The sequence below is a fragment of the Sphingomonas sp. 66-10 genome, from assembly GCF_001897045.1.
GTDB lineage: Bacteria > Pseudomonadota > Alphaproteobacteria > Sphingomonadales > Sphingomonadaceae > Sphingomonas > Sphingomonas lycopersici.
In genome coordinates this window covers 12222-18495 of the sequence record NZ_MKRR01000001.1, presented here as the reverse complement: position 1 = coordinate 18495, position 6274 = coordinate 12222, and the positions used below count along the sequence as shown (strand labels likewise).

6 protein-coding genes and 1 pseudogene are annotated in these 6274 nt (G+C 67.2%); 5 read left to right on the top strand and 2 right to left on the bottom strand.

From position 1 onward, the window contains the following. Positions 1–1599, bottom strand: a 1599-nt coding sequence (locus tag BGN95_RS00090) for a Clp protease N-terminal domain-containing protein (RefSeq protein WP_286771253.1), incomplete at its 3' end; no start/stop codon positions are given. Positions 1600–1728: 129 nt separating this feature from the next. After that, entirely contained in the window at positions 1729–1926 is a 198-nt protein-coding gene (locus BGN95_RS00085) for a DUF1192 domain-containing protein (RefSeq protein ID WP_179512354.1), read from the bottom strand. A 64-nt stretch (positions 1927–1990) separates the two neighbouring features. On the opposite strand from BGN95_RS00085, the gene BGN95_RS00080 reads away from it, so the two are divergent. From BGN95_RS00080 to BGN95_RS00060, 5 genes and pseudogenes are all read left to right on the top strand, one after another. Next, positions 1991–2995, top strand: a complete 1005-nt coding sequence (locus BGN95_RS00080; protein ID WP_265269562.1) for an NAD(P)H-quinone oxidoreductase — start codon at positions 1991–1993, stop codon at positions 2993–2995. Positions 2996–3062: 67 nt separating this feature from the next. Next, positions 3063–3682, top strand: a pseudogene (locus BGN95_RS00075) (glutathione S-transferase family protein). 124 nt (positions 3683–3806) lie between these two features. Continuing rightward, complete coding sequence (locus BGN95_RS00070) at positions 3807–4685, top strand: UDP-2,3-diacylglucosamine diphosphatase (RefSeq protein ID WP_265269560.1); 879 nt, start codon at positions 3807–3809, stop codon at positions 4683–4685. Positions 4686–4687: 2 nt separating this feature from the next. Then, positions 4688–5704 carry a glycosyltransferase family 4 protein gene (locus tag BGN95_RS00065; protein WP_286771300.1) on the top strand — a complete coding sequence of 339 codons (1017 nt, stop codon included), beginning with the start codon at positions 4688–4690 and terminating at the stop codon, positions 5702–5704. A gap of 97 nt (positions 5705–5801) precedes the next feature. Continuing rightward, positions 5802–6274, top strand: a 473-nt coding sequence (locus tag BGN95_RS00060) for a cell cycle transcriptional regulator TrcR (RefSeq protein ID WP_502688220.1), incomplete at its 3' end; no start/stop codon positions are given.

Here is a 6274-nt window from a genome sequence, read left to right as displayed (position 1 = left end):
CTCCATATATTCCGACATGTCGAAGCGCTGGAGCGGGATGCCGAGGATCGAGGCGAGCTGTTTCGCCACCTCGGTCTTGCCCACGCCGGTCGGGCCGGTGAACAGATAGCAGCCGATCGGCTTTTCGGGATCGCGCAGCCCGGCACGGCTGAGCTTGATCGCCGAGGACAGATTCTCGATCGCCTTATTCTGCCCGAACACCACGCGCTTGAGATCGGTCTCCAGCGTTTCCAGCACCTTCTTGTCGTCGGTGCTGACGGTTTTCGGCGGGATGCGCGCCATCGTCGCGATCACCGCCTCGATTTCCTTCGGGGTGATCGTCTTCTTGCGCTTCGACGGCGGCACCAGCATCTGCATCGCGCCGACCTCGTCGATCACGTCGATCGCCTTGTCGGGCAATTTGCGGTCGTTGATGTAGCGCGCCGACAGCTCGACCGCCGACTTGATCGCATCAGGCGTATATTTCACGCTGTGATGATTCTCGAAGGCGGAGCGCAGCCCGGCGAGGATCTTGATCGTATCCTCGATCGTCGGCTCGTTGACGTCGATCTTCTGGAACCGGCGCAGCAGCGCGCGATCCTTTTCGAAATGGTTGCGGAACTCCTTGTAGGTGGTCGAGCCGATGCAGCGGATCGTCCCGCCCGACAGCGCGGGCTTGAGGAGGTTGGACGCGTCCATCGCCCCGCCGGAGGTGGCCCCGGCGCCGATCACGGTGTGGATCTCGTCGATGAACAGGATCGCGTCGGGAAGCTTCTCAAGCTCGTTGACGACCTGCTTCAGCCGCTCCTCGAAATCGCCGCGATAGCGCGTGCCGGCGAGCAATGCGCCCATATCGAGCGAATAGATCACCGCCGGCTTGAGCACGTCGGGCACGTCGCCCTCAACGATCTTGCGCGCCAGCCCCTCGGCGATCGCGGTCTTGCCGACGCCGGGATCGCCGACATAGAGCGGGTTGTTCTTCGAGCGGCGGCACAGGATCTGCACCGTGCGATCGACCTCCGGCCCGCGGCCGATCAGCGGATCGACCTTGCCGTTCTTCGCCTTCTCGTTGAGATCGACGGTGAACTGCTTGAGCGCGCTTTCGCCCTTCTGCTTGGGCTCGATCTTTTCCTTCTTCTCTTCTTCGGCGCCGCGTGGCGGGGTCGCCTCGGCGGCCGCGGCGCCCTTGCCGACGCCGTGGCTGATGAAGCTCACCGCATCGAGCCGGCTCATGTCCTGCTGTTGGAGGAAATAGACCGCATAGCTCTCGCGCTCCGAGAACAGGGCGACGAGCACATTGGCGCCGGTCACCTCGTCGCGGCCCGAGGACTGGACGTGGAGGATCGCGCGCTGGACGACGCGCTGAAAGCCGCTGGTCGGCGAGGGATCGGTCGCGGCCTCGACCTTGAGCGCGCCGAGCTCGGTATCGAGATAATGCGCGACGGTGGACTTGAGCTCGCCCAGATCGACGCCGCAGGCCGCCATCACCTGGCTGGCGTGCTCATCGTCGATCAGCGCGAGGAGCAGATGCTCCAGCGTCGCATATTCGTGCCGGCGGGAGGATGCGGCCTCGAGCGCTTTGTGCAGCGTGGTTTCGAGGGCGCTGGCAAAGGATGGCATTACGTTACTCCTGACGGGCCGCGACACAATGCGTGGCCCCTTGCCTGATATGTCGGGAGGGTGGGGCCCCGCATCAAGCGCTGGGGCCTTCCGCACCGGAAGCAACGCGCCGACCCGGTGCGCCAGCGCTCATCGCTTGAATAGAGCTTCTGCGCTTGCGCGGTGGTTAACGGCGCCGCTGATCTTGGCCCGGCAGCGCGCGATTTCGCCCTCCAATGCGGTGACGCGTGCTTCCAGTTCCGCCACCGAAAGGCGATCGAGGTCCTCGCGCAGCAGCGCGGTCAGCGGATCGTCGGGCCGGGGGCCGAGGATATCGTCTAGGTCCACGGTGCAAACGTTGACCCCCGAAGGGGCGAAGTCAATAAGGAACCCGAACAGGGGATTGATACAGATGAACGAAATTCCGGCGACGATGATCGCGATCGATCCCGCTGCGCCCGGCGGGCCGGAGGTGCTGGTGCCGGTCGAGCGCGCGGTGCCGCGTCCCGGCGCGGGCGAGGTGCTGATCCGCGTCGCCGCGGCGGGGGTCAACCGGCCCGATGTGGTGCAACGGCTCGGCGCCTATCCGCCGCCGCCGGGGGCGCCGTCGATTCCCGGGCTGGAATTGTCTGGCACGGTGGTCGCGCTGGGCGCGGGGGCGGACGAGGCGCTGCTCGGGCAACGCGTCTGCGCGCTCGTCGCGGGGGGCGGCTATGCCCAATATGCCGTCGCCGATGCCGGCCTGTGCCTGCCGGTGCCCGAGGTGGTGACGCTGGTCGAGGCGGCGGCGATCCCCGAGACGCTGTTCACCGTGTGGACCAATTTGTTTGAGCGCGCCTTTGCGGTGGAGGGCGATACCGTGCTGGTCCACGGCGGGACCAGCGGGATCGGGACGATGGCGATCGCGCTCGCCAATATCTTCGGGCTGGAGATCATCGTCACTGTCGGGTCGGACGAGAAGGTCGCGGCGGCGAAGAAGCTCGGCGCGGATCATGCGATCAACTATCGCCGCGAGGATTTCGTCGAGCGGGTCGGGGAGATCACCGGCGGCAAGGGCGTCGCGGCGGTGCTCGATATGGTCGGGGGCGATTATGTCCCGCGCAACATGAAGTGCCTGGCGGACGACGGCCGCCACGTCTCGATCGCGATCCAGGCCGGGCCGGTCGCGACGATCCCGATCTTCGAGATCATGCGCCGGCGGCTGACGCTGACCGGATCGACGCTGCGCCCGCGCTCCGTCGGATTCAAGGCGCTGGTCGCGGAGGAATTGCGCCGCACCGTCTGGCCTTATGTCGAGGGCGGGCGGCTGCGCCCGGTGATCGACCGCACCTATCCGCTCGCCGACGCGGCCGAGGCGCACCGCCGGATGGAGGCGGGCGATCATGTCGGCAAGATCGTGCTGACGATGGACGCATAAGCGGGACTTTTCACCCGCGCCGCGGCTTTCGTTTGCGCGCGGCGTCGGCGCGCGGCAGGGTCGCGGCATGAGCGGCCTGATCCTTCACGAATATGCCCCGTCGGGCAATTGCTACAAAATCCGCCTCGTTGCGGCGCATCTCGGCATTCCGCTCGAGCGGCGCGGCTATGACATCCTGCGCGGCGAGACGCGGACCCCCCGGCGTTCCTGTCGGAGGTGAGCGCCAACGGGCGTATCCCGGTGTTGCAGGCGGGGGACGATTATCTGCCCGAAAGTGGCGCGGCGTGCGTCTATCTCGCATATGGTTCGGCGCTGATCCCGCACGATCGCTTCGATCATGCCGACATGCTGCGCTGGATGTTCTGGGAGCAATATAATCACGAGCCCAATATCGCGACCTTGCGCTTCTGGCGCGCCTTCATCGGCGAGGCGAATTTGAGCGCAGCGCAGCGCGCCGCGCTCCCCGCCAAGGAAGCGGCCGGGCATGACGCGCTGGCGCTGATGGACGCGCATTTGGCGCGCACCGACTGGTTCGCCGCGGGGCGCTTCACGCTCGCCGATATCGCGCTCTATGCTTATACCCATGTCGCGGGCGAAGGCGGGTTCGATCTGTCGCGCTATCCCGCGGTCGAGGCGTGGCTGGCGCGCGTCGCGGCCTTGCCGCGGCATGTGGCGATGGGCGCGTGAAAGCGGACCGCTCCCCTCCCTGGTGAAGCGAGGGGAGAGGCGTGTCCCTGACTTCAAACCGTCATCGCCGCGAGATACGGGCGTAACACGCGGCGGGCATAGGGGGCCTTGAGGGAGGGCCCCTATGCCGACGACCGTGAAAACGATCGCAACTATCGGTGAGCTCGCCGATTTTACCGACTTCACCAACAGCCGTCCGAACCAGCCCGAGCGCGTGGTGACCGAGCGGCGGCGCTATCGCACGATCTGGATCAGCGACATCCATCTCGGCACGCGCGGCTGCAATGCCGATATGCTGATCGACTTCCTCGATCATGTCGACAGCGAGACGATGTATCTCGTCGGCGACATCATCGATGGCTGGCGGCTCAAGAAGAAATTCTACTGGCCCGCGGCGCATAACGACGTGGTGTGGCGGCTGCTCAAGCGCGCGCGGCGCGGGACGCGGATGATCTACATCCCCGGCAATCACGACGAGGTGTTCCGTCAGTTCTCCGGGCTCGACTTCGGCGGCATCGCGATCCGTCGCAAGGCGATCCACGAAACCGCCGACGGGCGCCGGCTGCTCGTGCTCCACGGCGACGAATTCGACGCGATCACGTTGGCGCACCGCTGGCTCGCGCATGTCGGGGACACCGCCTACACCGCGTTGATGGTGCTGAACCGCTGGGTCAACGCCTTCCGCCGGCGTTTCGGCATGCCCTATTGGTCGCTGTCGAAACACGCCAAGGCGCGGGTCAAGAATGCGGTCGCGTTCATCTCGCATTTCGAGGAAGTCGTCGCACATGCCGCCGGCGCGCGCGGGGTGGACGGGGTGGTGTGCGGGCATATCCACACCGCCGAGATCCGCGAGATCGCCGGGGTGAATTATTATAACGACGGCGATTGGGTGGAGGGCTGCACCGCCTTGGTCGAGCATTTCGACGGGCGGATGGAGGTGCTCCACTGGGCCGACGAGATCGCGGCGCGCGCGCCCGATACGATCGTCGCGCTGGCGGCGTGACGATGCGCGTCGCGATCGTCACCGATGCGTGGGCGCCGCAGGTCAACGGCGTGGTCCGCACGCTTGACGCGGTCACGCAGGAATTGCGCGCGATGGGGCATGATGTGGGGGTGATCGCGCCCGACGCGTTCCGCTCGCTGCCGTGCCCGACCTATCCCGAGATCCGCCTCGCGCTCGCCGGGACGCGTGCGGTGGGCGGGCGGATCGCCGAATTCGGCGCGGAGGCGGTGCATATCGCCACCGAAGGCCCGCTCGGCGTCGCGGCGCGGCGCTGGTGCGTCGCGCGGGGGCGGCCGTTCACCACCGCCTATCATACGCAATTCCCCGATTATGTCGCGGCGCGCACCGGGGCCAACCCCGAATGGGTGTGGCGCTATATCCGCTGGTTCCATTCGCCGGCGCAGAGCATCCTCGCCTCGACCGCGACGATCGAGGCGACGCTGGCGGCGCACGGGCTTACGCAGGCGCGGCGCTGGGGGCGCGGGGTCTCGGCTGAATTCCGCGCGCACGGCCGGCTCGATGCCGCGCTCGCCGCGCTGCCGCGGCCGATCATGCTCTATGTCGGGCGGGTCGCGGTGGAGAAGAACGTCGCCGCCTTCCTCGCCGCCGATCATCCCGGCAGCAAGGTGGTGGTCGGCGACGGGCCGGCGCGCGCCGCGCTCGAAGCGCGCTTCCCGCAGGCGCATTTCCTCGGCAGCCGCTTCGGCGAGGAATTGGCGGCGGCCTATCGCACCGCCAACGTGCTCGTCTTCCCGAGCCGCACCGACACCTTCGGGCTGGTGATGATCGAGGCGCTGGCGTGCGGCACCCCGGTCGCGGCCTATCCGGTGACCGGGCCGGTCGACGTGCTGACCGCGGAGAGCGGGGTGATGCATCACGATCTCGCCACCGCGATCGCTGGCGCGCTGGCGCTCGACCCGCGGCGCTGCGCCGAACTGGGGGCGAAATTCACCTGGCGGGCGAGCGCCGAGCAGTTTCTGGCCGCTCTGGCGCCGGTTCCGGCGGCATTGGCGGCTTGATGACTTGCCCTAAGGCGCGCGTCGCACTAAGTCGGCGGGCGTGAGGTGGCCGCTCCGGTAAGGGGCGGCCCTATTTGTTTCCGACGGAGTTTTCGCCGTGGCCCAGCCGCTCATGCCCCATGCGACCGCTTCCTGGCTGGTCGATAACACTGCGCTCAGCTTCGAGCAGATCGCCGATTTCTGCGGCCTGCACATCCTTGAGGTGCAGGCGATCGCCGACGATACCGCCGGCACCCGCTTGACCGGGCGCGATCCGGTGCGTGCGCACGAACTGACGATGGACGAGATCGAAAAGGGGCAGGCCAACCCCGATTATCGCCTCAAGATGACCAAGGGGCCGGAGCAGGTGCGCCGCACCAAGGGCCCGCGCTACACCCCGGTGTCCAAGCGGCAGGACAAGCCCGACGGCATCGCCTGGATCATCCGCAACCACCCCGAGATTTCGGACGGCACGATCTCGACGCTGATCGGCACGACGCGCAGCACGATCCAGGCGATCCGCGAGCGGACGCATTGGAACATCGCCAATATCGTCCCCAAGGACCCGGTGACCCTGGGTCTCACCACCCA